Here is a 23,562-nt window from a genome sequence, read left to right as displayed (position 1 = left end):
CCTACCCATGGATCTGCGAGGCAAGCACATCGTCCTTGGCCTGACCGGCGGCATCGCCTGCTACAAGTCGGCCGAGCTGGTCCGGCTGCTGACCAAGGCCGGGGCCACCGTGCAGGTGGCGATGACCGAGGCGGCAACGCATTTCATCACGCCCGTGACCATGCAGGCGCTGTCGGGGCGGCCCGTGTTCCTGTCGCAGTGGGACGCGCGCATCGACAACAACATGGCCCACATCGACCTCTCGCGCGAGGCCGATGCCATCCTGATCGCCCCGGCCTCCACCGATTTCCTGGCCAAGCTGGCCAACGGCCTGTGCGACGATCTGCTGACAACGCTCTGCATCGCGCGCGAATGCCCGCTGCTCGTGGCGCCAGCGATGAACCGCCAGATGTGGGCGGCCGCGCCCACCCAGCGCAACGCCGCGCAACTGCGCGCGGACGGCGTGGCGATTCTAGGCCCGGGCACCGGCGACCAGGCCTGCGGCGAGATCGGCGATGGCCGGATGCTGGAACCGGCGGAGATCGTCGAGGATCTCGTCGCCTTCTTCCAGCCCAAGCCGCTCGTCGGCAAGCGCGTGCTGATCACGGCCGGGCCGACCTTCGAGGCGATCGACCCCGTGCGCGGCATCACCAACCTGTCGTCGGGCAAGATGGGCTTCTCGATTGCCCGCGCTGCCCGCGAGGCCGGCGCCGACGTGCTGCTGGTGGCCGGCCCCACCGCGCTGCCCACGCCGCGCGGGGTGGTGCGCACCGATGTACGCAGCGCCCAGCAGATGCACGACACGGTGATGGCGCAACTGCGCGATGTCGACGTCTTCGTCGCCGTGGCGGCCGTGGCCGACTGGCGCCCTGCCGAGGTGTCCCGGCAGAAGCTCAAGAAGGCCAACGACACTGACACGCCGACGCTGCAATTCGTCCAGAATCCGGACATCCTGGCCGCCGTGGCGGCGCGCGCCGATGCGCCCTATTGCGTGGGGTTCGCCGCCGAAAGCGAGAACCTGGAGCAATACGGCGAGCAGAAGCGCCAGCGCAAAGGCGTGCCGCTGCTGGTGGGCAATATCGGCCACCACACCTTCGGCATGGACGACAACGAGATCGTGCTGTTCGATGCAGGCGGCATGACGCGGCTGCCGCGCGCCGACAAACTCTCCCTCGCACGCGACCTCGTGGCCGCTATCGGCCAGCGCCTGCCGCGCAAACCCGTCTGAGCCTCCGACCGCATGACTGCTGAGAATCGTCCCAAATTGCGCCTGTCGGTGCTCGACCAGAGCCCGGTGATTGCCGGCCACAGCGCGCGCGACGCGCTGGCCGCCACCGTCGAGCTGGCCCAACTCGCCGACGACCTGGGCTACACACGCTACTGGTGCGCCGAGCACCATGGCCTGCAGGGCGTGTGCAACCCGGCGCCCGAGGTCATGCTGGCGCGGCTCGGCAGTGTGACAAGCCGTATCAGGCTCGGCTCGGGCGGCGTGATGCTGCCCTACTACAGCCCCTTCAAGGTGGCCGAGCAGTTCCGCATGCTCGAGGGCCTGTTTCCCAACCGGATCGATCTTGGCGTGGGCCGCGCGCCCGGCGGCGACATGCGCACGGCACAAGCCGTGGCGATGGGCCAGTACAACCGGGGCGACCAGTTTCCGCAGCAGGTGCAGGACCTGGCCTGGCTGTTGCGCGGCGAGGTGCCGCCCGGCCACGTGGCCGAAGGCGTGCTGCTGCAACCCGCCATCGACACCCGGCCGGAACTCTGGGTGCTCGGCTCGAGCGATTTCGGCGGCGCGCTGGCCGCGAAACTCGGCCTCCGCTTTGCGTTCGCCCACTTCATCAATGCCCATGGCGGGCACGCCGTGGCCCAGCAGTACCGGGCCGGATTCGAGCCCGGCTACGAGGATGCCCCCTACAGCGCGGCCGCCGTCTTCGTGATCTGCGCCGATACCGAGGCGGAAGCGGCCGAACTGGAACGCGCCGTGGACATCCGCCGCCTGCAGATGGCGTATGGCGTCAACGCGCCGATTCCTTCGCTGGCCCAGGCAACTGATTTCACACCGAACGAGCGCGATCGCATGATTATCGAGCGCGAACGTCCGCGAACCATCTGCGGCACGCCCGAGGTGGTGGCCGAGCGCATGCTGGCGCTGCGCGAGCGCTTCGCGGCCGACGAGCTGGTGGTGCTGAGCGTGACAGCGTCGTACGCGGCGCGGCTGCGCACCTACCAGCTGCTCGCCGAGGCGTTCGACCTCTCCGGCGAAGCGGCCGACTGAGTCCCGCGCGCAGTTATCATCCCACCCCGCCTTCTTCAGATTTTTCCTGGCCCTTTGCAGGCCATTTACCCGGATTCGCACATGACCGCACCCCTGAACCCCGCCGTCGAAATCAAGGTCCTGGACGCCCGTCTCAATGATTGGGGTCTGCCGGCCTACCAGAGCGACATGGCCGCGGCCATCGACCTGCACGCCTGCGTGGACGGCCCGGTCAGCATCGCCCCCGGCACCGCCGCGCAACTGGTGCCGGCCGGCATCGCCGTGCACATGGGCAACCCCTACATGGCCGCCACCATCGTGCCGCGCTCGGGCCTGGGCCATAAGAAAGGTCTCGTACTCGGCAATTCGATCGGGGTGATCGACGCCGATTACCAAGGGCAAATCATGGTGAGTGTGTGGAACCGCAACGCGCCCGGCACCGAGCCGATCGTGATCCAGCCCGGCGAGCGCATCGCCCAGATGATGTTCGTACCGGTGCTGCGGCCCGTGTTCACGACCGTGACCGAGTTTTCGGCGGACACCGCCCGCGGCGCGGGCGGCTTCGGCTCGACCGGCGTGCATCACGCCAAGGCCGGCTGAGCGACGCTTTAAGGCTCGATCTTAGGTCTCGTTCTTAAGGCCCGATCAGGCCTGCGCGAAGATCAGCGCCACGCCGTTGGCGCTGGCCGCCGGGATCAGCGTGGCCTGTTGGCCAAGGTCCACCGTGGCAATCGACTGCGTGCCCCAGTGAGTGAGCGCTTTCGCCAGATCCGGCGTGCTAAGCCGAATTGCGGCGTAACCCGTCGTCTTGGCGCTGATGTGTAGCGTACCCGTCACCTCAGCCAGCGCATCGGCCGTCGCGATGACCAGTTCGGCGCCATCCACCGCGATGCGCGCGACGCGATCATCGGCAGAAATCGGCGTGCCGGCGGTCATCTCCGCATAGGCGGCAGCCGCCGCCCCCACCTGCCCCGCTTCCACGACCAGATAGGCCGCCTCGATGGCAGTGGCGCCGTTCGCGTGCGCCATCCACTCCGGACGCCACAGCAATTCCGGCGTGCGGTGCTCGCAGACGAAGTAACGCGCGCCAGGGGCCTCGTCGAGGGCCGTCACGCGGAAGGTAGCCGGGTGCTCCGAGCCGTCGTCCAGGCGCACTGGCCGGGAGAACTCGATCGGATCGGATGTCTTGTAGCCCGCCGCGCGCAGCCGCGCCGCCGTGGCGAAGGCATCGCGGCTCTTGCAGGACATCGCCGCGCAACCGTCGCCGCGCTGCTGGGCGTCCCAGTAGTACTGGCGGCTCGGGCTCGGCGCGGTCACGTGGAGCAGCTCGAGATAATCGCGCGCCAGCATGATGCAGTGGTTCTGCGAACCGAGCGTGTGATAGCCGCGCGGCGTCAATGTGAAGCCAAGGGCACGCCAATTGGCGGCGGCAGTATCGAGATCGCCGCAGACCACCACGGCGTGGTCAAACGGTTCGGAGACAGCCGTCATCGCTTATTCGAACTGGATATTGGCCTTGCGGGCCACGGCTTGCCACTTGTCGTGCTCGTGCCGCACCAGGTTGCCGAGGTCCGTCGGCGTGCCCACGGCGATCTCGAAACCCTGGGCCGACAACGCCTCGACCACCTTGGGCTGGCGGATCGATTCCGCCAGCGCGTCGTGCAGCCGCGTCACCGTGGCGGACTGCATGCCGGCCGGGCCGAACACGCCGATCCACGAATACGCCTCGAAGCCCTTGAAGCCCTGCTCGGCCACGGTCGGCACCTGCGGCAACTGCCGGATGCGGCTCGTGCCGGTCACGCCAAGCACCTTGATGGTCTTGGCCGCCACGTGCGCCTGCACCGCCGCGAAGCTGCTGAAGAACACGTCCACCTCGCCCGCCAGCACGGCCTGCACAGCCGGGCCGCCGCCCTTGTAGGGCACGTGGAGGAACTGCACGCCGGCCTCGGTGGCCAGTGCCTCGGCGGCCAGCTGGTTCAGGCTGCCAATGCCCGACGAGGCATAGCGAATGCCGCCCGGCTTGCCCTTGGCCAGTTCGATCAATTCCTTGACGTTCGATGCGCCGAGTGCCGGATTTGCGGCAATGACCAGCGGAAAGCGCACCAGCTGGGTAATCGGCGTGAAGTCCTTGAAGGTGTCGTACGGCAGGTTCTTGTACGCAAATGGGTTGATCGCGTGCGTATCGAACGCCATCAGTAGCGTCGTGCCGTCCGGCTTGGCGCGCGCCACGGTGCTGCTGGCGATCAGGCCGCCTGCGCCGGGCTTGTTGTCGACCACCACGGTCTGGCCGAGGCCAGTCTTCAGCCCCGGTTGCAACTGGCGCGCCACGATGTCCACGCTGCCACCCGGCGGGAACGGCAACACCATCGCAATCGGCCGGTTCCCGGCACCGGTTTCGGCATGGGTCACGGCGGCGAAGGACGCCAGGGACGTGGGCAGGGCCCCCATCGGCAGCGTCTTGAGCAGCAGGCGGCGAAGCCGCGCGCGTTCGGGAGAAGACATCGATAACTCAGGCTGGGCGGTCAACCGACCGCGTACAAAAAAAGAAAGGGCGGCACGCCGCCGCCCACTATTTTGCCCGATGATCGCCCACGTTGCTGGCGCGGGCGTCGTTGATCGCCCAGAAATGGAACAATCCACGAACAAACGGGCCGGCACTGAGGCCGGCCCGCCAAGCCCGGTGAGAGATTCAGGCCTCGGCGCGCTGTTCGCTTTCCGGTGCTTCCGGCGGTTCCGGATCAGCCTCGGAGAACGTCAGCTTGATCTGATCGCCCTCGTCCAGGTCCACGACCACCTTGCCGCCGGTCACAAGCTTGCCGAACAGCAGCTCGTCGGCAAGTGCCTTGCGGATCATGTCCTGGATCAGGCGCTGCATCGGCCGCGCACCCATCAGCGGATCGAAGCCCTTCTTGGCCAGGAACTTGCGCAGCTTCTCGGTGAAGCTCGCTTCCACCTTCTTCTCATGCAGCTGCTCTTCCAGCTGCATCAGGAACTTGTCCACCACGCGCAGGATGATCTCCTCATCCAGCGAGCGGAAGCTGATGGTCGCGTCCAGGCGGTTGCGGAACTCCGGCGTGAACATGCGCTTGATGTCAGCCATCTCGTCGCCCTGCTCGCGCGCACTCGTGAAGCCGATCGTGGCGCGGTTCATGGTTTCCGCCCCCGCGTTCGTGGTCATGATGATGATCACGTTGCGGAAGTCAGCGCGCCGGCCGTTGTTGTCGGTCAGCGCACCATGGTCCATCACCTGCAGCAGGATATTGAAGATATCCGGATGTGCCTTTTCGATCTCATCGAGCAGCAGCACGCAGTGCGGCTTCTTCGTCACAGCTTCAGTCAGCAAACCACCCTGATCAAAGCCGACATAGCCCGGAGGCGCGCCAATCAGCCGGCTGACCGCGTGGCGTTCCATGTATTCGGACATGTCGAAGCGCAGCAGCTCGATGCCCATGATGAACGCGAGTTGCTTGGCGACTTCGGTCTTGCCGACGCCGGTCGGGCCGGAGAACAGGAACGAGCCGATCGGCTTGTCCGTCTTGCCCAGGCCAGCCCGCGACATCTTGATGGCCGACGACAGCGCCTCGATGGCCGGATCCTGCCCGAACACCACCGACTTCAGGTCGCGATCCAGCGTCTGCAGCTTGCTGCGGTCGTCCTGGTTCACGCTCTGCGGCGGGATGCGCGCGATGCGCGAGACGATGTCCTCGATCTCGCCCTTGCCAATGGTCTTCTTCTGCTTCGACTTCGGCAGGATACGCTGCGCAGCGCCTGCCTCATCGATCACATCGATGGCCTTGTCCGGCAGATGACGGTCGGTGATGAAGCGCGCCGACAGCTCGGCGGCCGCAGTCAGCGCCGCCGCCGCGTACTTGACGCCGTGGTGCTCCTCGAAGCGCGACTTCAGGCCGCGCAGAATCTGCACGGTCTGGTCCACGGAGGGCTCGACCACGTCAATCTTCTGGAAACGACGCGACAACGCCGCATCTTTCTCGAAAATGCCGCGATATTCGGTGAACGTGGTCGCACCAACGCACTTGAGCGCCCCCGACGACAGCGCCGGCTTGAGCAGGTTGCTGGCGTCCAGCGTGCCGCCCGATGCGGCGCCCGCGCCAATCAGCGTGTGGATTTCGTCGATGAACAGGATCGCGTTCGGATTGTCCTTGAGCGACTTCAGCACACCCTTCAGGCGCTGCTCGAAATCACCCCGGTACTTGGTGCCGGCCAGCAGCGCGCCCATGTCGAGCGAGTACACGACTGCCTTTTCCAGGATGTCGGGCACCTCGTTCTTGGTGATGCGCCACGCCAGGCCCTCGGCGATGGCGGTCTTGCCCACGCCAGCCTCGCCCACCAGCAGCGGGTTGTTCTTGCGTCGGCGGCACAGCACCTGCACCACGCGCTCCACCTCGGAATCCCGGCCGATCAGCGGATCGATCTTGCCGGCCTTGGCCAGGGCGTTCAGGTTCTGGGTGTATTGCTCGAGCGGGCTTTCCTTGCCGTCACCGCCCTCGCCCTCGGCATTGCCCTCGCCGTGCTTGGCCGGCTCGGACTGGTCCTTGCGGATGCCGTGGCTGATGAAATTGACGACATCGAGGCGTGTTACGCCCTGCTGTTGCAGGTAGTAGACCGCATGTGAGTCCTTTTCGCCGAAGATAGCTACCAGAACGTTGGCGCCGGTGACTTCCTTCTTGCCGTTGGACGTGGACTGCACGTGCATGATGGCGCGCTGAATCACACGCTGGAAGCCCAGCGTGGGTTGCGTGTCCACCTCGTCCGACCCCGGGACGACCGGGGTGTTATCGGCAATGAAGTTCTTCAGGCTGGTGCGCAAGTCCTCGATGTTGGCTGCGCACGCGCGCAGCACTTCGGCTGCCGTCGGGTTGTCGAGCAACGCCAGCAGCAGGTGTTCCACGGTAATGAACTCGTGGCGCGCCTGGCGGGCTTCGACAAAAGCCATGTGCAGGCTTACTTCCAATTCTTGCGCAATCATGCTTCCTCCATCACGCACTGCAACGGGTGGCCCGCCTGCCGCGCATGGGTTGATACAAGCTCGACCTTGGTCGCTGCGATATCCCGCGTGTAGATACCGCAAACGCCCTTGCCTTCCCGGTGCACGGTGAGCATGATCTGCGTCGCCGTTTCCCGGTCCCTGCTGAAATACTGCTGCAGGATCATCACGACGAACTCCATCGGTGTGTAGTCGTCGTTGAGCAGGACCACCTTGTACATCGCCGGGGGTTTGAGCTGTTGCTCCTTCCGTTCGATGACGGTGCCTGTCTCGCGTTGTGGGGTATTCGCCAGCCGTGTCGCCATGGCTTTATTCTAACCCTTACTCACAAGTCTGCAATTTGGGGAAATGGCCACGTATTCAAGGGCCACACCTTCGGAAAGTTCCAACGTGTCCGAACGCACGGAAATGCCGCAAACGACTTACGCCGCACGTCCGTGGTGCACCGCGCCCGGCCTTCGGGCGGGCTGCACGCCTCCCCAAAGGTACCATTCCGGGCCGTTTCAATCCCGCCACACCCTACGCCGAGTGGGGAATCTGCCAGCTTGACAGTATGGTGGTTTGCCAGAAAAATCGGTCGCACATCCAGGCCCGGCCGGCGAGCCAAACGTACAAGGCCGGCCCGGATGATTCCGTGAGCAGGGAGGCCCACGACCGGCGTCGGCATGACGTTTTCCACCTGATTATCAGGCGGATCGCAATGTCTTGCCACGCGCTCCACAAGACCTGGCGATTCCCACCGGCCGGATCCGACAAGGACCGGCCCGGCGGGCGTGCCGGCGTCATGCGGCTGGCCACAGGTTTCCCCGCTTGAAAATCTGTTTTTTCGTTGGGGGAGTTTATGGCTAGCGGTATCGTCAAATGGTTCAATGACGCCAAGGGTTTCGGTTTTATCAAGCCGGACGATGGCGAGGAAGAACTGTTTGCGCACTTTTCGGCGATCCAGATGGCGGGTTTCAAGACGCTGAAGGAAGGCCAGCGCGTGGTGTTCGAGGTGGTGCAGGGCCCTAAGGGCAAGCAGGCCACGAATATCCAGGACGCACAGTAAAAGTCGCGCCGCGACCGCACGGGCCCCAGAGCCGCGGCGGTCAAACGGATGCGGGGGGACGCGCTCCCCCGGAACGGGATCCTGTGCCACGCTGGCCCGCCAGCGCGGCACGCTGCAGTAGCGGTTCACAAGCGATACGCCACGCATCCAACAAGACGCCCGGTGAGAACCGGGCGTCTTGCTTTGTACCGTCGCTTTGTACGGTCGGCGCGGCTTGCGTCAGCCCGTCCACCCCTCGATATTCAGCCCGCTGGCCAGCTCGGCCGCCTCGCGACTGACCTTGCGCACCGACTGCCCGAAACTCCAGACATGCCCTTCCGGGTCGCGCGCCGAATAGACGCGGTCCCCATAGAACTGGTCTTCCGGCTCCCGCACGATCACCGCACCGGCAGCACGCGCCCGCTCGCAATGCTCGTCGAGCCCATCCGGCATGTGCACATGCACCGCCTGCGTGTTCTTGCCGCCGACCGACGCCGGGCTGGCCGTGTAGTCGGCCCACTCGCTGCCCACCATCAGGTAGCTGTCGCGATAGCGCATTTCCGAATGCACGAGATGGCCTTCCTTGTCGGTAATCACCATCACGCGCTCGAAGCCAAACGCGCGTTCGAGCCAGTCGAGCGCGGTCAGCGGATCCTTGTAGAACAGCGCAGCGCCAAGCGCGCGTCTCCCAAACGGGTCATCCATGACTGTCTCCTCGTAAAACACTGACTTCTGATGTTGTAGCGGATGGCGAGGTCAATCGCCAGAAGGGGCCATGCCGTCTACACCGGCAGCCTGACCACGCCACCATACAGCGAGGGCGTGCTGTGGCACTCCCCCAAGCCAACAAAAAACCCCGGTCGCCTGTCAGCCACCGGGGTTCTTTGCTTGGAATCGGCCGATAACGCCCGAAACCTCCTTACATATTGTCAATCATCACCTGCCCGAACCCCGAGCAGGACACCTGCGTGGCGCCTTCCAGCAGCCGTGCGAAGTCGTAGGTCACCTTCTTCGACTGGATCGATTTTTCCATCGACGCGATGATCAGGTCGGCCGCTTCGGTCCAGCCCATGTGGCGCAGCATCATTTCCGCCGAGAGGATCTCCGAGCCCGGATTCACATAATCCTTGCCGGCATATTTCGGCGCGGTGCCATGGGTGGCTTCGAACATGGCCACCGTGTCGGACATATTCGCGCCCGGCGCAATGCCGATGCCGCCCACCTGGGCTGCCAGCGCGTCGGAGACATAATCGCCATTCAGGTTGAGCGTGGCGATGACCGAGTACTCGGCCGGACGCAGCAGGATCTGCTGCAGGAAGGCATCGGCAATGGCGTCCTTGATGACGATGTCCCGGCCCGTCTTCGGGTTCTTCAGCTTGCACCACGGACCGCCATCCACCAGTTCCGCGCCGAATTCCTGCAGCGCCAGTTCGTAGCCCCAGTCACGGAAGCCACCCTCGGTGAACTTCATGATGTTGCCCTTGTGCACCAGCGTGACCGACGGCTTGTCGTTGTCGATGGCATACTGGATTGCCTTGCGCACCAGCCGCTGGGTGCCCTCGCGCGACACAGGCTTCACGCCGATGCCCGATGTCTCCGGGAATCGGATTTTCTTGACGCCCATCTCGTCCTGCAGGAACTTGATCAGCTTCCTGGCGCCTTCGCTGCCCGCTTCCCATTCGATACCGGCATAGATATCTTCCGAATTCTCGCGGAAGATCACCATGTCGATCTTCTCCGGCTCGCGCACCGGCGAGGGCACGCCCTTGAAGTAGCGCACCGGGCGCAGGCAGACGTAGAGGTCGAGTTGCTGGCGCAGCGCCACGTTCAGGGAGCGGATGCCACCACCCACCGGGGTGGTCAGCGGGCCCTTGATCGACACCACGTAGTCCTTCACCACCTGCAGGGTCTCGTCCGGCAGCCACACGTCCGGGCCGTAGAGGCGCGTGGACTTCTCGCCGGCGTAGATCTCCATCCAGGCCAGCTTGCGCTTGCCGCCGTAGGCCTTTGCCACGGCGGCGTCCACCACCTTGAGCATCACCGGGGTGATATCCACACCCGTGCCGTCGCCCTCGATGTACGGAATGATGGGATTGTCCGGCACGTTGAGCGAGGAATCGGCGTTGACCGTGATCTTCTCGCCTGCCGGGACCTTGATGTGCTGGTACATGAACGTCTCCACTTGCGGGTTGTGTCGCTGCCCGGCCAGTGCCCGGCAGTGTCAATGCGTGACTGATGCGAAGCATTGTAGAGGGGAACCCCGCCGCGCCGCTCGGTCAGCATGGATATTGTCAAATGAGTCTTATATAAGACATAAGACTAATCTTATTATTATGCAACAGGGATTTGGGATTCGCCAAATCGGGCCGCTGCCGCTGCACGCCGGCGGCTGGCATACTTCGCGCCCATGACCCTGATTGCCCTGAACAAGCCGTTCAATACGATGAGCCAGTTCTCCGCGCATCCTACGCGGCCAACGCTGGCGGACTGCGTGCGCGTGCCCGGCGTCTATCCCGCCGGCCGGCTCGACGCCGACAGCGAGGGCCTGCTGCTGCTGACCGATGATGGCGCGCTCCAGGCCCGCATCGCGGACCCGCACCACAAGCTAGCCAAGACCTACCTGGCCCAGGTCGAGGGGGTGCCCGATGCCGCCGCGCTGGCCGCGCTGCGCGCCGGCGTCGATCTTGGCGATTTCCGCACGCAGCCGGCCTCGGCGCGCATCATCGACGCCCCAAGCTGGCTCTGGACGCGCGATCCGCCGATCCGCTTCCGTGCGGCCATCCCCACCACCTGGGTGGAATTGCAGATCCGCGAAGGCAAGAACCGCCAGGTCAGGCGGATGACCGCCGCCGTAGGGTTTCCCACGCTGCGGCTGGTGCGCGTGGGCATCGGCGCGCTGGCCTTGCCTGAGTTGGGACTGGCGCCGGGCGCCTGGTGCGAGATCGACCCGGCCGTGCTCGGGCTGCCGCAGCCGTCGCCGAGGCCACCCCCTCGCCCGCAGGCGCGCCCACCGGTAAGGCGCCGTTACAAATAGTGACAAGCGCGACGTCAACGGCACGATTGCGCACGCCGTTTCAGAGGGCAGACGGGTCAGGCACCGCCCCGTCGAATCCCTTACGCAGAACCCACTTTGAGGTACTCGCAATGAAAAAACTGATCGCTGCCCTGGTTGTCGGACTGTTCGCCACCGGCGCGTTTGCCCAGGCTCCGGCCGCTCCCGCCACGGACGCTGCGCCGGCCGCCAAGGAAGCCACCAAGCCCGCGAAGACCAGCAAGAAGAAGCACACGAAGCACGCCTCCACCAAGAAGGCACCTTCGGCAACCACCACCCAATAAGGGCGGTGCTGCGGCGGCCCGGCGCAAGCCCGGCGTGCCGCCCCTGGGAAAGGCAGGCGCGCATCGGCGGCCTGCCTTTTTTCATGCGCCGGTGCGTCCGCGCAAGCGCGGGGACGCCGGGCTGCGCTATGCTCTCGGCGGTCGAACTTCCAAATCTCCTCCCAAGCCATGCAACTCGTGCCCAAGATTCTGCTGGCCGCCGCCGCCGCCGCGCTGACGTCCTTCGCCAGCCTCGCCCAGGGGCAGTCCGCGCTGCCCGTGATTCCGCTGACGGCCGGCATGTATGCCATCCAGGCCGAGGTGGCCGCCTCGCCCGAGGCGCGCGAGCGCGGCCTGATGTATCGCAAGACCATGCCCGCCAACGCCGGCATGCTATTCGTTTTCGATGAAAAAGCCGGTCACTGCTTCTGGATGAAGAACACGAACCTTCCGCTCTCGATCGCCTTCCTGGCCGACGACGGCAGCATCGTGAACATCGAGGACATGGCCCCGCAGAGCGAGGACAACCACTGCCCGCGCGCGGCGGTGCGCTATGCGCTCGAGATGAACAAGGGGTGGTTCGCGCAGAAGGGCATCAAGCCGGGCGCGAAGATCGGCGGCCTGCCGCAGGCGCGGCAGGCGCAATAAGATGGCGCAATAAGCCGGCGCAATCACACGTTCCCGGGCGCGGCGCAGACCGCCACGCCGGCGGGCGCTTAGTCGCGGAAGTTGTTGAAGTCCAGCGGCGCGTCGGAAACATCCTTGCGCAGCAGCGCGATCACCGACTGCAGGTCGTCCCGCTTGGTGCCGGAGACGCGCACGGCGTCGCCCTGGATGCTGGCCTGCACCTTGATCTTGCTGTCCTTGATCATGCGGACGATCTTCTTGGCCAGGTCGCCGGTCACGCCCTTCTTGATCGTGATGACCTGCTTGAGCTTGTCGCCGCTCATCTTCTCGGTCTTGCCGTAGTCGAGGAAGCGCACGTCCACGTTACGCTTGGCCATCTTGTTGATGAGCACGTCCTTGACCTGGCCGAGCTTGAAGTCATCATCGGCAAACGCGGTCAGCTCGCCTTCTTTCTGTTCCACACGGGCGTCGGAGCCCTTGAAGTCGAAGCGCGTGGAAATTTCCTTGTTGGACTGCTCCACGGCGTTCTTCACTTCCACCATATTGGCTTCACACACTACGTCGAACGACGGCATTTTCGATTCTCCTACGTATAATCGGGCCTACCCCGCAGTCCGGGTCGCCCGCCGCGGCGGCCGCAAACCCTTCCCTTGATGGCAGATTTCCACGAATTCTATCCCCTGCGCCGGCACAATACATTCGGTTTCGATGTCCGGGCGCGACTCGCGGCCCACATTCGCACCGAAGCCGACCTGCTGGCCGCGCTGGCCGACCCGCGCGCGCAGGGCCTGCCACTGGTGGTGCTGGGCGGCGGCAGCAACGTGGTGCTGACCGGCGACCTCGACGCGCTGGTGCTGCTGATGGAAATCCCCGGCTACGCGGTGGCGGATGACGGCAACGACTGGCTGGTCACCGCCGGCGCCGGCGAAAACTGGCACGGGCTGGTAGGCTGCACCATTGCGGACGGCCTGCCCGGGCTGGAAAACCTCGCCCTGATCCCCGGCACGGCCGGCGCGGCGCCGATCCAGAACATCGGCGCCTATGGCGTGGAGCTGCGCGAGCGCTTCGCCAGCCTGCGTGCCTATGACCGCCAGACTGGCGCCTTCGTCACTCTGGACCGCGAACAATGCGCCTTCGGCTACCGTGACAGCCTGTTCAAGCGCGACGGGCGCGACCGCTACCTGATCACCACCGTCACGCTGCGCCTGCCAAAGGCGTGGGCGCCGGTACTCAACTATGGCGAACTGGCGCGGGAACTGGAGTCGGTAGCCGCGCCCGATGCGGCCCAGGTCCGCGACGCCGTGGTGGCCATCCGCTCACGCAAGCTGCCGGACCCGGCCCAGATCGGTAATGCTGGCAGTTTCTTCAAGAATCCCGTGGTCGATGCCGCGCTGCGCAACGCGCTGCTGGCCGCGCACCCGTCGCTGGTCAGTTATCCACAGCCCGACGGCGGCTACAAGCTCGCGGCGGGCTGGCTGATCGATCAATGCGGGTTCAAGGGGTTCGATGACGGCCCGGTGGGCGTCTACGGCAAGCAGGCGCTGGTGCTGGTGCACCACGGCGGCGGCACGGGTGCCGCGCTGCTCAAGCTGGCGGACCGCATCGCCGATACGGTCCAGGCGCGTTTCGGCGTGCGGATCGAGCCGGAGCCGGTGATCCTCTGAGGCCGCCGCGCGGCCCCCTCACCCTGGCAAATCAGCCAAAGTGGCAGACGTAGTCCAGCGTCTCGGTCACTTCGATATCGAAATTGCTGTTGCCGGGCACGTCGAACTGCTGGCCCGCGCCATAGGTCTTCCATTCCTCCGAGCCAGCCAGACGCACGCGGCAGCTGCCGCCGTTGATCTCCATGATCTCCGGCGCGCCCGTGTTGAAGTTCAGCGTGGCCGGGAAGATCACGCCCAGCGTCTTGCGCGTGCCATCGGGAAACACCACCGTGTGGCTCACGCACTTGCCGTCAAAGTACAGGTTGGCCTTCTTGACCACGGAAACATTGTCGAACTGACTCATTTGTTCACTCTCCTCAGGGATTTGGATGAATATCGATTGACTTGACCGGAATTTGGCCGAATGACGGCGGACGTAAAAACGGGGCCCTTGCGGGCCCCATTTCGTCGGGTGTGGTGCGGTGTTCAGTAACGGCCGCAGAGCAGGAATTCCATCAGCGCCTTCTGCACGTGGAGACGGTTCTCGGCTTCCTCCCAGACCACGCTGCGCGGGCCGTCGATGACCGCCGCTTCCACTTCCTCGCCACGGTGGGCGGGCAGGCAGTGCATGAACAGCGCGTCATCGGTGGCGCGGTCCATCATCGCCGTGGTCACCATCCAGTCCTGGAACGCGCGCTTGCGCACGTCGTTCTCGGCCTCGAAGCCCATGCTGGTCCAGACATCGGTGGTCACCAGGTGCGCGCCCTGGCAGGCATCGAGCGGATTATCGAACACCTTGACGAGGTGCGCGGCCGTGGCCGGCACCATGGCCGGCTCGAGCTGATACCCCGGCGGGGCCGAGAAATGGAACGTGAAACCCAGACGCTCGGCGGCCTGGATCCAGGTGTACGCCATGTTGTTGGCATCGCCGATCCACGCCACGGTCTTGCCCGCAATGCTGCCGCGCTGCTCGATGTAGGTGAAGATATCGGCCAGCACCTGGCACGGATGGTATTCGTTGGTGAGCCCGTTGATGACCGGCACGCGCGAATGCGCGGCAAAGCGCTCCAGGATCTCCTGGCCGAACGTGCGGATCATGATGATGTCCACCATGCGCGAGATCACCTGGGCGGCGTCCTCGATCGGCTCGCCACGGCCCAGCTGGGAATCACGCGTGTTCAGGAACACCGCATGGCCGCCGAGCTGATGGATGCCGGCTTCGAACGAGAGGCGCGTGCGCGTGGAATTCTTCTCGAAGATCATGGCCAGCGTGCGGTCGTGCAGCGGGTGCCATGTCTCGTAGTTCTTGAACTTGGCCTTGAGGATCCGCGCGCGGTCCAGCAGGTATTCGTACTCTTCGGGTCCGAAATCGCTGAACTGGAGGTAATGCTTGATCGGGGTTGGGCTCATAAAACAAAGAAGGCGGCTCGATCAGGACACGCAACCCGGAAGCCGGAACTGGCTGTCCCTGAGGGTCGGAGCGTGTCGCGGAGCCGCCTTTCGCGTCGCTTACGCAATGTAATTGCAAGAATCATAAGGGATTATTTCAGCTTTGGCGAGCCCGGGCAGACCCGCCCGCATGCGCCCGCTGACAGCTTCCCGACAGGATTCGCCCCTATGCGCAGGTCTTATATAAGATATAATACTGGCTGATTCACGCGGGGCCCCGGGCATACCCATGCCACCGCCCGCCGTCGGCATCAAAAGTGCCCCCGCAGACAAAGCGCCCCGCTCTCCCATCCGGATGCGTGCGAACCAATCGCCAGCCGGACACGTCAAACGGGCGCCCGTCCAGCGGGTTTACCGTCGAGTCACCGTCTTATCCCCGCAGTCTCATGACCACCCCCAACGTTCGCGAATACTTCATCCAAGGCGTCACCAAGGAAGGCAAGACCTTTCGACCGAGCGATTGGGCGGAGCGGCTGTGCGGCGTGATGGCGCAATTTCGCCCCGAGGGCGACACCGGCGACCCCCGCCTGACCTACTCGCCCTATGTGCGGCCCGTGATCGTCGCCGGCGTGAAAAACGTCGTGGTCGATACCCGCCTGCGCGACATCGAGCCGAAGGCGCTCGACTTCGTCCTCAACTTCGCCCGTGACAACAACCTCCAGGTGGTGGAAGCCTGCTTCCTGAACGACTGAAGGTCCCTGGCCGGCCCGGACACCCGGGCCAGGCTGGCGCCAGAACGCAAAAAAGCTCGTCGCGATGACGAGCTTTTTTCATACCGGACCGATGCCGATCCGGCGCACTGCATACTCCTTGGACTGCAACAGGACCGCCGGAGCGGCCCATGCGGCAATCAGGCAGCCATCGACTTGATAGCAGCCGACAGGCGCGACTTGTGACGTGCAGCCTTGTTCTTGTGCACGATCTTCTTGTCGGCGATGCTGTCGATCACGGTCTGCGACTGCTTGAAGATCTCGGCAGCGGCGGCCTTGTCACCAGCGTCGATTGCCTTGCGAACGGCCTTGACGGCGGTGCGCAGGCGCGAACGCAGGCTGGAGTTGTGGGCGTTCTGGGCGACGGCCTGGCGCGCGCGCTTGCGGGCTTGTGCGGAATTTGCCATGTAATTTCTTCCTGAATTCAGAATGCGCGCCCGGGGCGACGCAATAATTTGGGACGCAACAATTAAGTCACATCGTGCGACCCGGGATGCTCTGACACACGAATCCGGAACGCGACTGTCCTTTGCGAATCGGCGATTATACACACATGCCGGCGCGGTGGGCAAGACCGATACGCGCCTGCCGCATCCTGGACGTGCCGCGCGGCCCGATCCGTATAATAGCCGCCACATTCCCAGCCGGCCCCCGCCTCATACGTGGCGCCGCAGCAACTTTCACGGCCCATCTTGAACCTGCTCAAAGCGCTCGCCACCATCAGCAGCCTGACCATGCTCTCCCGCGTCACGGGGCTGGTGCGCGAAATCCTGATTGCCCGGGCCTTCGGTGCCTCGGACATGACCGACGCCTTCAATGTGGCGTTCCGTATACCCAACCTGCTGCGCCGGGTCTTTGCCGAGGGCGCATTCTCGCAGGCTTTCGTGCCGATCCTGAATGAGTACCACGGCAAACGCGGGCCGGACGAGACCCGCCACCTGATCGACGCGGTGACCACGGTGATGTCCTGGGTGCTCGTGGCGGTGTCCGTGCTGGGCGTGATCGGCGCCCCGGTCGTGATGACGGTGGTGGCAACCGGCTTCCGGGGCGATTCCGAGACCTACAACGCCGCCGTGTTCATGACGCGCGTCATGTTTCCCTACATCGGCCTGATCTCGATGGTGGCGCTGGCGTCGGGCATCCTCAATACCTGGCGCAACTTCGCCGTGCCGGCCTTCACGCCGGTGCTGCTGAACCTCTGCCTGATCGTGGCGGCGCTGTTCGTCGGCCCGCACATGAGCCAGCCAATCTATGCCCAGGCCTGGGGCGTGCTGGCGGGCGGCGTGCTCCAGCTGGTCATCCAGGTCCCGGCGCTGCGCCGGCTTGGCGTGATGCCGCGGCTCTCGTTCAACCTGCGCGCGGCCTGGTCGGATGCCGGCGTGCGGCGGGTGATCCGCCAGATGCTGCCGGCGCTGCTGGCCGTGTCGGTGGCGCAGATCAGCCTGATCATCAACACGAATATCGCCTCGCACCTGGCCGCCGGCAGCGTCTCGTACCTGACCTATGCGGACCGCCTGATGGAATTCCCGACCGCGCTGCTGGGCGTGGCGCTGGGCACCATCCTGCTGCCGAGCCTCTCGCGCGCCAGCGCCACGGACGACCGCGAGGAGTACTCGGGCCTGCTCGACTGGGGCCTGCGCCTGACCTTCCTGCTGGCCGTGCCCGCCGCCGTGGGCCTGTTCGTGTTCGGCACGCCGCTGACGGCCGTGCTGTTCCACTATGGCAAGTTCGACGCCCACGCGGTGGAAATGACGCGCCAGGCGCTGGTGTCGTACGGCGCCGGCCTGGTGGCGCTGATCCTGATCAAGATCCTGACGCCAGGCTTCTACGCGCGGCAGGACATCCGCACGCCGGTCAAGATCGCGCTGCTGGTGCTGGTCATCACGCAGGCTTCGAACTATGTCTTCGTGCCGCTGCTGGGCCACGCCGGGCTGGCGCTGTCGATCAGCTTCGGCGCCACGGTCAACGCACTGCTGCTGTTCTTCGGCCTGCGCCGGCGCGGTTTCTACCGGCCGGCCCCGGGCTGGGGCCTGTTCCTCGCCCGACTGCTCGCGGCGGTGCTGATCCTGGCGGGCATGCTGCTGTGGTTTGCCCGGAACTTCGACTGGGTGGCCATGGGCGCCACGCCGCTTGCGCGCATCGCGCTGATGGCGTCGTGCCTGGTACTTGCGGCGGTGGTCTACTTCGGTACACTGTGGATCATGGGGCTGCGTTACGCCGCCTTCCGGCGCCGCGCCGGCTAGTCAGGAACCCGCAATGACATCCACGAAAGTCCTGGATTACTTCGCCAGCCTCGTGGCCGACGAAAACGGCATCCCGCTGACGGAAACCGCGCTCTCCATCGCCCAGGACGCGTACCCGGACCTCGACCTCCAAGCCGAACTGGCCTCGCTCGACGTACTGGCGCTGCGGCTCAAGCGGCGGATCGCCGAGGGCACGCCCGCCATCCAGCGCCTGCGCCTGCTCAATCATTTCTTCTACCGCGATCTCGGTTTCGGCGCCAACGCCAACGACTACTACGATCCCGACAATTCCTACCTGAACGTGGTGCTGCGCCAGCGACGCGGCATTCCGATCACGCTGGCCGTGCTCTATATGGAGCTGGGGCAGCAGATCGGGCTGCCGCTCAAGGGCGTGTCGTTCCCGAATCATTTCCTCGTGCGCATGACCATTCCCGCCGGCGAGGTGGTGCTGGACCCGCTCACCGGGGAGACGCTGTCGAAGGAGCAATTGCAGGAGATGCTGGACCCCTACCTCGAACGGGAGGGGATTTCGGACCCGAACCAGGTGCCGCTGGGGCTGTTCCTGCAGGTGGCGAGCCACCGCGAGATCGTCGCCCGCCTGCTGCGCAACCTGAAGGCGATCTACCTGCAGGAGTCGCGCTGGCAACGGCTGCTGGCGGTGCAGAACCGCCTGGTGATCCTGTTGCCGAATTCGATAGAGGAAGTGCGCGACCGGGGGCTGGCCTATGCCAACCTGGAGTGCTTCCGGCCGGCGCTGGAGGACCTGGAAGCCTACGTCCAGGCCCGTCCCGATGCGGCGGATACTACCCAGATCCGCGACCGCATGCCGGCGCTGCGGATGATGAGCCGCAGCCTCAGTTAAATTCCCGGATCAGTCCTTGAGATCCGCGCGGGCGCGCGGCTTGCCGCGCACCAGCTTCCACAGTCCGCCCAGCACCAGCGGCACCACCGCCGCGCCAATGCCCGCCAGCACGATCAGGTTCAGGTACTGCTTGATGAAGGGCAGATTGCCGAAGAAGTAGCCGGCGAACACCAGCCCGCAGACCCAGGCCACCGCGCCAAGCACGTTGAACATCTGGAAGCGCGCGAACGTCATCTGCGACACCCCCGCCACGAACGGCGCGAAGGTCCGTACGATCGGGATGAAGCGCGCCATCACCAGGGTCTTGCCGCCGTGCCGCTCATAGAAGTCGTGCGTCTTGCGCAGCGCCTTCTGGTCCAGGAAGCGCCATTGGTGGTCGAACACCTTCGGCCCGATCCAGCTCCCCACGAAGTAGTTGACCGTATTGCCCGTGATCGCGGCCACCAGCAGCAGCCCGCAGAGCACCCACTCGTTCATCGCGCCGGTGGCGCACATCGCGCCGGCAATGAACAGCAGCGAGTCGCCGGGCAGGAACGGCAGCACCACCAGGCCGGTCTCGGCAAAGACGATGGCGAACAGGATGCCGTACACCCAGACGCCATAGTCCTGAACGAACTGGCCGAGGAATTTGTCGATGTGCAGGACCATGTCCAGCAGTTGCAATACGGTGTCCAAACTGATCCCCTAGAAGAAGGTCCCCATGATACAAGAGCCGCCGGGCGAGTCCGTCACCCGGCGGGCCGAAGTGTGCCGAAAAGGTGTCCGGCCGCACGTATAATCGCCGCATGCCTGCCGACGCCCTCCGCACCACCCAGCCCAGCCGTCCCATCCGCGCCCTGCCGGACCAGTTGATCAGCCAGATCGCCGCCGGCGAAGTGGTGGAGCGGCCCGCCTCGGTGGTCAAGGAACTGCTCGAAAATGCACTCGATGCCGGGGCCACGCAGCTGGCCATCCGGCTCGAGGAAGGCGGCGTGCGGCGCATGGTCATCACGGACAACGGCTGCGGCATTCCTGCCGACGAACTGCCCGTGGCCCTCACGCGCCACGCCACCAGCAAGATCGCCTCGCTCGACGAACTGGAATCCGTGCTCACGCTCGGCTTCCGGGGCGAGGCGCTCGCGTCCATCGCGTCGGTCTCGCACCTCGTGCTGACCAGCCGCACCGCCAATGCCGCCCATGCCACCCAGGTCAGCGCCGACACCGGCCACCTCCAGCCCGCCTCGGGCGGGGTCGGCACGATGGTCGATGTGCAGCACCTGTACTTCAACACGCCAGCGCGCCGAAAGTTCCTTAAAACGGAACAAACCGAGCTGGGGCACTGCCTGGAGATGATCCGGCGGGTGGCGCTGGCGCGGCCCGATGTCACGATTTCGGTCCATCACAACGGCAAGCCGCTCGAGCACTGGAACGGCGGCGACGTGGCCACGCGCACCGCGCAGGTGCTGGGCACCGACTTCGCGCGCGCCCGGCTGGCGCTGGACGAGGAAGCCGGCACCCTGCACCTGTATGGCTTCGCGGGGCTGCCCACGGCGTCCCGGGGGCGGCCGGACCAGCAGTATTTCTTCGTCAACGGCCGCTTTGTGCGCGACAAGCTGCTCAACCACGCCGTGCGCAGCGCCTATCAGGACGTCCTGCATGGCGACCGCTTCCCGTCGTACGTGCTGTGCCTGGACCTGCCGCCGGAAATGGTCGATGTGAACGTGCATCCATCGAAGATCGAAGTGCGCTTCCGCGAATCCCGCGCGGTGCACCAGTTCGTCTACCACGCCGTGCAGCGCTGCCTGGCGCGGCAGGCCGGCGAACAGGGCGACAGCCTGCATACCGACGCGGTGGACAGCGCCGCGATGCCGACCGCCCGCCCGATGGGCAACGGCGGCGTGCCCGGCGCCGCGCCGCAGTGGGTCAACTACTCCGCAGGCCGCCAGACCGAACTCGGTATCGCCCAGCCGCGCCAGGCCTACCTCGGCATGGTGCGCGAGGCCACCGGCGATGGCGCCGGCCGCGCCTGGCAGCCATCCACGCAGCCGCCCGCCTGGCTGGCCGATGCCCAGGCCGCCCGCGCCGACGAACCGCCCAGCCTGCTCGACCGCCTGCCGATGGGCGCTACATCGCCCTTCGTCCAGCACGACGCGGACGGCGCCGAAGCCGACGAGGCCAATCATCCGCTCGGCTACGCGGTGGCCCAGCTCCACGGCATCTACGTGCTGGCGCAGAATGCGCGCGGGCTGGTGCTGGTGGACATGCATGCCGCGCACGAGCGCATCCTGTACGAACAGATCAAGACCGCGCTCGAAGCGCGCGAACTGGCCGTGCAGCCGCTGCTGATCCCGGTCACGCTGCCGGCCAGCCCGGTCGAGATCGGCGCAGCCGAGGAACATCAGGAAACGCTGACCCTGCTCGGCTTCGACATCGCCCCAGTCTCCCCGACCACGCTGGCCGTGCGCGCCATTCCCGCGCTGCTCAAGCAGGCCGATACCGAGGCGCTCGCGCGCGACGTGCTGCGCGACCTGCAATCCTACGGCGGCTCGCGCGTGCTGGCCGAGCGCCAGAACGAGCTGCTCGCCACGCTGGCCTGCCACAGCGCCGTGCGCGCCAATCGCAAGCTCACGCTGGAAGAGATGAACGCGCTGCTGCGCCAGATGGAGCAGACCGAGCGCGCCGACCAATGCAACCACGGCCGCCCCACCTGGGTGCAGCTCACCGTAGCCGAGCTGGACCGGCTGTTCCTGCGTGGCCAGTAACGGTTCGTCGATGTCTGCCTTGCCTTCTGGCCATCCGCCCGTGGTCTGCCTGCTCGGCCCCACCGCCTCCGGCAAGACCGCCGCCGCGCTGGCGCTGGCCGCGCGCGCGCCGGTGGAGATCATCAGCCTCGACTCCGCGCTGGTCTATCGCGAGATGGACATCGGCACCGCCAAGCCCACGCGCGACGAACTGGCCAGCGTGCCGCACCACCTGATCGACATCATCGATCCGGCCGACAGCTACTCCGCCGCGCAGTTCGTCACCGATGCCGAGCGGCTGATCGGCGAAATCCGCGCGCGCGGCCGGGCGCCGCTGATCGTGGGCGGGACCATGCTCTATTACAAGGCACTGACGCAGGGCCTGAACGATCTGCCGCAGGCCGACGCCACGCTGCGCGCCGAACTTGACGCGCTGGCGGCCGAACGGGGCTGGCCGGCGCTGCACGCGATGCTGGCCGAGGTGGACCCGGTCACCGCCGCCCGGCTGGCGCCCAACGATGCGCAGCGCATCCAGCGCGCGCTGGAGATTTTCCGCCTGAGCGGGCAGCCGATGTCCGCGCTGCTGGCCCGCCAGGCCGACGCCCGCACCTTCACCGGCGCGGCCGATGCGCGCTACCGCGTGATCGCGCTGGAGCCGTCGGATCGCGCGGTGCTGCACGCACGGATCTCGGACAGATTCGATGCGATGCTGGCCGGCGGCCTGATCGACGAAGTGCAGCGGCTACGCGCGCGCGGTGACCTGCATCTCGGCCTGCCGTCGATGCGCTGCGTCGGCTACCGGCAGGTGTGGGAGTACCTCGACGGCGCCTGCGACGCCGCCACCATGCGCGAGCGCGGCATCGCCGCCACGCGCCAGCTCTGCAAGCGCCAGCTCACCTGGCTGCGCAGCACGCCCGAGCGCGTGAGCGTGGACTGCCTCGCCCCGGACTACGTGGCCCAGGTGGCCCGGCTGGCCGGGATGTTGGGGTAGGATTGCCGCTTTCCTTCGCACCATTGCTGCCCACTACCGCTCCCATGACCGCCTTCGCCATCCGCCCTGCCGCGCCCGCAGACAGCGCCACGCTGTTCCGCCTGATCGCCGCGCTGGCCGAGTACGAAAAGCTGACCCATCTGGTCGAAGCCACGCCAGAGAAAATCCAGAACGCGCTGTTCGGCGACCGCCCGCACGCCGAGGCAGTGCTGGTGGAGGTGGAGACGGCGGCCGGCCGGCAGGCGGTCGGATTCGCGCTGTTCTTCCACAATTTTTCCACCTTCCTGGCCAAGCCGGGCCTCTATCTCGAAGACCTGTTCGTGGAGCCGGCATGGCGCGGCCACGGGCTGGGCAAGGCGCTGCTGCGCCATCTGGCCGGCATCGCCCTGTCGCGCGGCTGCGGCCGCTTCGAATGGTCGGTGCTGGACTGGAACCAGCCGTCGATCGATTTTTATCAGGCGATGGGGGCCGATGTGATGCCGGACTGGCGCATTTGCCGCGTGACCGGGGAGGCGCTGACGAAGCTCGGCGGCCAGCCCTGAGGCGCTGCGCCGCGCGCAAGGCCCAAAAACAAAAACGCCCGATGTTGTGAACTGCACCCCAAAAGTTGGACACCAACTTTTGGGGTGTTTTTTCATGTATCGGTACTCGGAGCAGTTCAGGCTGACAGTTATCCAGAGCTACCTGGACGGTCAGGCAGGCTATGGTGAGATCGCCAAACGCCATGAAATAGACAG

At 65.8% G+C, this 23,562-nt stretch carries 25 protein-coding genes; 14 read left to right on the top strand and 11 right to left on the bottom strand.

Going from position 1 to position 23,562, the window contains the following annotated elements; genetic code table 11:
- The first annotated feature begins 7 nt into the window (after positions 1-7).
- The 3 genes from coaBC to dut all read left to right on the top strand — a co-directional run bounded on the left by coaBC (position 8) and on the right by dut (position 2,833).
- On the top strand, positions 8-1,207 hold the full coding sequence (gene coaBC, locus AB4120_RS12600) for a bifunctional phosphopantothenoylcysteine decarboxylase/phosphopantothenate--cysteine ligase CoaBC (protein ID WP_149135250.1): 1,200 nt from the start codon (positions 8-10) through the stop codon (positions 1,205-1,207).
- 12 nt (positions 1,208-1,219) lie between these two features.
- On the top strand, positions 1,220-2,254 hold the full coding sequence (locus AB4120_RS12595; RefSeq protein WP_149135249.1) for an LLM class flavin-dependent oxidoreductase: 1,035 nt from the start codon (positions 1,220-1,222) through the stop codon (positions 2,252-2,254).
- 81 nt (positions 2,255-2,335) lie between these two features.
- A complete protein-coding gene (gene dut / locus AB4120_RS12590) occupies positions 2,336-2,833 on the top strand; it encodes a dUTP diphosphatase (RefSeq protein ID WP_144202397.1) in 498 nt (165 codons plus the stop codon).
- Positions 2,834-2,878: 45 nt separating this feature from the next.
- Here dut and AB4120_RS12585 read toward each other — a convergent pair whose 3' ends face one another.
- The 4 genes from AB4120_RS12585 to clpS all read right to left on the bottom strand — a co-directional run bounded on the left by AB4120_RS12585 (position 2,879) and on the right by clpS (position 7,543).
- Entirely contained in the window at positions 2,879-3,724 is an 846-nt protein-coding gene (locus AB4120_RS12585; protein ID WP_149135248.1) for a VOC family protein, read from the bottom strand.
- A gap of 3 nt (positions 3,725-3,727) precedes the next feature.
- The gene (locus AB4120_RS12580) at positions 3,728-4,735 is read right to left on the bottom strand and encodes a Bug family tripartite tricarboxylate transporter substrate binding protein (protein WP_149135247.1); all 1,008 of its coding nucleotides are present in this window, start codon (positions 4,733-4,735) and stop codon (positions 3,728-3,730) included.
- A gap of 187 nt (positions 4,736-4,922) precedes the next feature.
- On the bottom strand, positions 4,923-7,220 hold the full coding sequence (gene clpA / locus AB4120_RS12575) for an ATP-dependent Clp protease ATP-binding subunit ClpA (protein WP_144202404.1): 2,298 nt from the start codon (positions 7,218-7,220) through the stop codon (positions 4,923-4,925).
- The gene (gene clpS, locus AB4120_RS12570; RefSeq protein WP_008644942.1) at positions 7,217-7,543 is read right to left on the bottom strand and encodes an ATP-dependent Clp protease adapter ClpS; all 327 of its coding nucleotides are present in this window, start codon (positions 7,541-7,543) and stop codon (positions 7,217-7,219) included. Before clpS ends, clpA begins: the two co-directional genes overlap by 4 nt.
- 536 nt (positions 7,544-8,079) lie before the next feature.
- Between clpS and AB4120_RS12565 the strand changes: the two genes are divergently transcribed.
- Positions 8,080-8,286, top strand: a complete 207-nt coding sequence (locus AB4120_RS12565) for a cold-shock protein (protein ID WP_144202409.1) — start codon at positions 8,080-8,082, stop codon at positions 8,284-8,286.
- Positions 8,287-8,505: 219 nt separating this feature from the next.
- On the opposite strand, the gene AB4120_RS12560 is transcribed toward AB4120_RS12565, so the two are convergent.
- Both AB4120_RS12560 and icd read right to left on the bottom strand, forming a co-directional pair.
- Positions 8,506-8,970, bottom strand: coding sequence for a VOC family protein (locus tag AB4120_RS12560; RefSeq protein WP_149135246.1), 465 nt, complete (start codon positions 8,968-8,970; stop codon positions 8,506-8,508).
- 214 nt (positions 8,971-9,184) lie between these two features.
- Positions 9,185-10,435, bottom strand: coding sequence for an NADP-dependent isocitrate dehydrogenase (icd, locus tag AB4120_RS12555; protein WP_149135245.1), 1,251 nt, complete (start codon positions 10,433-10,435; stop codon positions 9,185-9,187).
- 237 nt (positions 10,436-10,672) lie between these two features.
- Between icd and AB4120_RS12550 the strand changes: the two genes are divergently transcribed.
- The 3 genes from AB4120_RS12550 (at position 10,673) to AB4120_RS12540 (ending at position 12,228) form a co-directional block, all read left to right on the top strand.
- Positions 10,673-11,299, top strand: coding sequence for a pseudouridine synthase (locus tag AB4120_RS12550; protein WP_149135244.1), 627 nt, complete (start codon positions 10,673-10,675; stop codon positions 11,297-11,299).
- 110 nt (positions 11,300-11,409) lie between these two features.
- The gene (locus tag AB4120_RS12545) at positions 11,410-11,601 is read left to right on the top strand and encodes a hypothetical protein (RefSeq protein ID WP_149135243.1); all 192 of its coding nucleotides are present in this window, start codon (positions 11,410-11,412) and stop codon (positions 11,599-11,601) included.
- 168 nt (positions 11,602-11,769) lie between these two features.
- Positions 11,770-12,228, top strand: a complete 459-nt coding sequence (locus AB4120_RS12540) for a DUF192 domain-containing protein (RefSeq protein ID WP_149135242.1) — start codon at positions 11,770-11,772, stop codon at positions 12,226-12,228.
- A 68-nt stretch (positions 12,229-12,296) separates the two neighbouring features.
- On the opposite strand, the gene AB4120_RS12535 is transcribed toward AB4120_RS12540, so the two are convergent.
- The gene (locus AB4120_RS12535; RefSeq protein WP_092301017.1) at positions 12,297-12,782 is read right to left on the bottom strand and encodes a YajQ family cyclic di-GMP-binding protein; all 486 of its coding nucleotides are present in this window, start codon (positions 12,780-12,782) and stop codon (positions 12,297-12,299) included.
- Positions 12,783-12,860: 78 nt separating this feature from the next.
- On the opposite strand from AB4120_RS12535, the gene murB reads away from it, so the two are divergent.
- Positions 12,861-13,871: a UDP-N-acetylmuramate dehydrogenase gene (gene murB, locus AB4120_RS12530; RefSeq protein ID WP_149135241.1), complete on the top strand. Its 1,011-nt coding sequence runs from the start codon at positions 12,861-12,863 to the stop codon at positions 13,869-13,871.
- Between the two features lie 31 nt (positions 13,872-13,902).
- On the opposite strand, the gene ppnP is transcribed toward murB, so the two are convergent.
- Entirely contained in the window at positions 13,903-14,214 is a 312-nt protein-coding gene (ppnP, locus tag AB4120_RS12525; RefSeq protein ID WP_144202423.1) for a pyrimidine/purine nucleoside phosphorylase, read from the bottom strand.
- Positions 14,215-14,336: 122 nt separating this feature from the next.
- Positions 14,337-15,260 carry an ornithine carbamoyltransferase gene (gene argF, locus AB4120_RS12520; protein WP_144202425.1) on the bottom strand — a complete coding sequence of 308 codons (924 nt, stop codon included), beginning with the start codon at positions 15,258-15,260 and terminating at the stop codon, positions 14,337-14,339.
- Positions 15,261-15,685: 425 nt separating this feature from the next.
- Between argF and AB4120_RS12515 the strand changes: the two genes are divergently transcribed.
- A complete protein-coding gene (locus AB4120_RS12515; RefSeq protein ID WP_092301029.1) occupies positions 15,686-15,991 on the top strand; it encodes a DUF3579 domain-containing protein in 306 nt (101 codons plus the stop codon).
- Between the two features lie 158 nt (positions 15,992-16,149).
- On the opposite strand, the gene rpsT is transcribed toward AB4120_RS12515, so the two are convergent.
- Positions 16,150-16,416, bottom strand: a complete 267-nt coding sequence (gene rpsT, locus AB4120_RS12510) for a 30S ribosomal protein S20 (RefSeq protein WP_149135240.1) — start codon at positions 16,414-16,416, stop codon at positions 16,150-16,152.
- 285 nt (positions 16,417-16,701) lie between these two features.
- On the opposite strand from rpsT, the gene murJ reads away from it, so the two are divergent.
- Positions 16,702-18,252: a murein biosynthesis integral membrane protein MurJ gene (murJ, locus tag AB4120_RS12505; RefSeq protein WP_149135239.1), complete on the top strand. Its 1,551-nt coding sequence runs from the start codon at positions 16,702-16,704 to the stop codon at positions 18,250-18,252.
- A 13-nt stretch (positions 18,253-18,265) separates the two neighbouring features.
- A complete protein-coding gene (locus tag AB4120_RS12500) occupies positions 18,266-19,114 on the top strand; it encodes a SirB1 family protein (RefSeq protein WP_092301038.1) in 849 nt (282 codons plus the stop codon).
- A gap of 9 nt (positions 19,115-19,123) precedes the next feature.
- Here the strand turns inward: AB4120_RS12500 and AB4120_RS12495 are convergent, their stop codons facing one another.
- Positions 19,124-19,789, bottom strand: coding sequence for a DedA family protein (locus AB4120_RS12495; protein WP_144202431.1), 666 nt, complete (start codon positions 19,787-19,789; stop codon positions 19,124-19,126).
- Positions 19,790-19,899: 110 nt separating this feature from the next.
- Here AB4120_RS12495 and mutL point away from each other — a divergent pair, with 110 nt between their 5' ends.
- The 3 genes from mutL to AB4120_RS12480 are packed head-to-tail and all read left to right on the top strand — an operon-like array spanning position 19,900 to position 23,367.
- Positions 19,900-21,855 (top strand): DNA mismatch repair endonuclease MutL, encoded by a 1,956-nt coding sequence (mutL, locus tag AB4120_RS12490; RefSeq protein ID WP_149135238.1) that lies wholly within the window; start codon positions 19,900-19,902, stop codon positions 21,853-21,855.
- A 10-nt stretch (positions 21,856-21,865) separates the two neighbouring features.
- The gene (gene miaA, locus AB4120_RS12485) at positions 21,866-22,825 is read left to right on the top strand and encodes a tRNA (adenosine(37)-N6)-dimethylallyltransferase MiaA (RefSeq protein WP_149135237.1); all 960 of its coding nucleotides are present in this window, start codon (positions 21,866-21,868) and stop codon (positions 22,823-22,825) included.
- 44 nt (positions 22,826-22,869) lie between these two features.
- Positions 22,870-23,367, top strand: a complete 498-nt coding sequence (locus AB4120_RS12480) for a GNAT family N-acetyltransferase (protein WP_149135236.1) — start codon at positions 22,870-22,872, stop codon at positions 23,365-23,367.
- Positions 23,368-23,562: the final 195 nt, after the last annotated feature.

The organism is Cupriavidus sp. 2KB_3 (assembly GCF_052115685.1).
Lineage (GTDB): Bacteria > Pseudomonadota > Gammaproteobacteria > Burkholderiales > Burkholderiaceae > Cupriavidus > Cupriavidus campinensis.
Note: the sequence above shows the minus strand (reverse complement) of the source record. Positions and strands in the feature narration are given on the sequence as shown.